The organism is Methylobacterium sp. BTF04 (genome assembly GCF_010692745.1).
Taxonomy (GTDB): Bacteria; Pseudomonadota; Alphaproteobacteria; order Rhizobiales; family Beijerinckiaceae; genus Methylobacterium.
On record NZ_JAAHTB010000171.1, the window covers coordinates 1 to 1,519 of the forward strand.

Below are 1,519 nucleotides of genomic sequence, written 5' to 3' on the forward strand. Positions count from 1 at the left end.
GGGGTATAGCTTAGCTCAGCCGCCAAACTGTCCAGGAAGGCGGGACCACCTCAGTAACAGCCGGTGAAAAGTACCCTTCGTCTCAGAAAGAACCCGTCGTTGCCACATCTTCACCGATCTGAGCAGTGCGCGGTGCTCCCGAGGGTTTTGCCACAGCAACTGGCTGAGGGGTGGTGCTCAGATCACTGACGCTACGCACTTGCTGGGTCTCTCGAGCATGCTCGCGGAACAGCGGAGGAGTCAGATGGATCATTTCGCCTGCGATGGCAGCGCCAGACACGAAGGTTGCCGAAGCAAGGATAGCAAGGGCGAAAGCGTGGGTGGCGCGCATGGGAAATCTCCAGGTCGAGCGGCTGGGGGCCGTCCGCAAGAGAGATCTAACCACGGATTTGTGCGTTGCGGTATGCAAGTTTTGCAACGCACCATAGTGCATTTTTAACGATATTTAACCGTTATATTTCAGATACCGCATCGCGTTAGCGCCTGAATTGCTTACCCGGGTATGCTGCAAGCGCACGATGCGTAAATAAATTTGCCACTCAAATAAAAATTAAATGAACATTGAATTTCTATGAAGAATCGATCCGATCCGTCGCGTGCAAGGGATGCTTGGGCATGCCAGTGTAGCGACCATCGGTCGGCACCGGCATGCGCGGTCGCAAGAAAGCTTCGAACGGTTTTCAAGGGTGTAGGTTCATGAAGCCGTATTGCCAGAGCTTCATCATTTTCATGGGGCTCTGCAGCGGCTTAGCGGCCGCCGAGCCTGCTCTCACCATAGAGCGTCTTTTGACGGATGGATGGGAAATAGCGGGGTACGCTGGAAATTATGATGTCCGAACGTCGCTGATTATGTTCCGGAAAAAGGACGTAAATCACCTCGTCCAGTGCTCCACGCTGTTCGATGTCACCCGCAATCCGCGGGTCGTTGTGAACTGCTACGAGCTTCGCTGATGCCATCGGTCGCCGAACGAAATGCGGATCTCGCAGGATGAACGCTTTCAAGGATCATGCGAGGAGCGGGTTTTTGTAAAAAACCGCAATTATCAATGCAAACTTGAAAGGATTTATATATTTCTTATCGGAAGACAAGCAATGAGGCGTGTATTAAATTACTATTTAACTAATGTATAAAATCGAGTATATATTTGTAATTTATATATCAGTGGCCAGTCTTTTCGGATAAATAATCAGTAGTGGACAATATTCTATAATTATCCACCAAATATCCGTGAATCACGAGCAGATCTACGAATGAAGATGGCCCGATCTCGACACCTGGGTCGAAGCTGAAGCACGCATCCTTCTCGCATCCTTTGCCAGCGGCTTGCTGAAAATGCTGGGACTAAACACCTAAGGCGGCGAGGCGCCTTGTCGTCAGCGAAAAAGGTTAGAGGGCACCGGCGGGCCAGCATTGAGCAGAGTGATCGTCACCCGTCGGTTCGGGGCGATGTAGGGATTGTCGGGGAAAACCGGTTCGGTGTCGGCGCGTCCGACCACGGAAGCGAAGTTGTCGTTCGGG

1 protein-coding gene and 1 pseudogene are annotated in these 1,519 nt (G+C 51.6%); both read right to left on the reverse strand.

The genetic code is table 11. From position 1 onward, the window contains the following. Positions 1–82: 82 nt before the first annotated feature. On the reverse strand, positions 83–331 hold the full coding sequence (locus G3T14_RS24110; RefSeq protein ID WP_163644998.1) for a hypothetical protein: 249 nt from the start codon (positions 329–331) through the stop codon (positions 83–85). A gap of 1,043 nt (positions 332–1,374) precedes the next feature. Further along, a pseudogene (locus tag G3T14_RS25305) lies at positions 1,375–1,519 on the reverse strand (chemotaxis protein MotB); the annotation flags it as partial.

Bases quoted from the DNA above. Each gene is read 5' to 3' on its own strand.
- G3T14_RS24110 (WP_163644998.1), bottom strand. From the start codon at position 331: ATGCGCGCCACCCACGCTTTCGCCCTTGCTATCCTTGCTTCGGCAACC.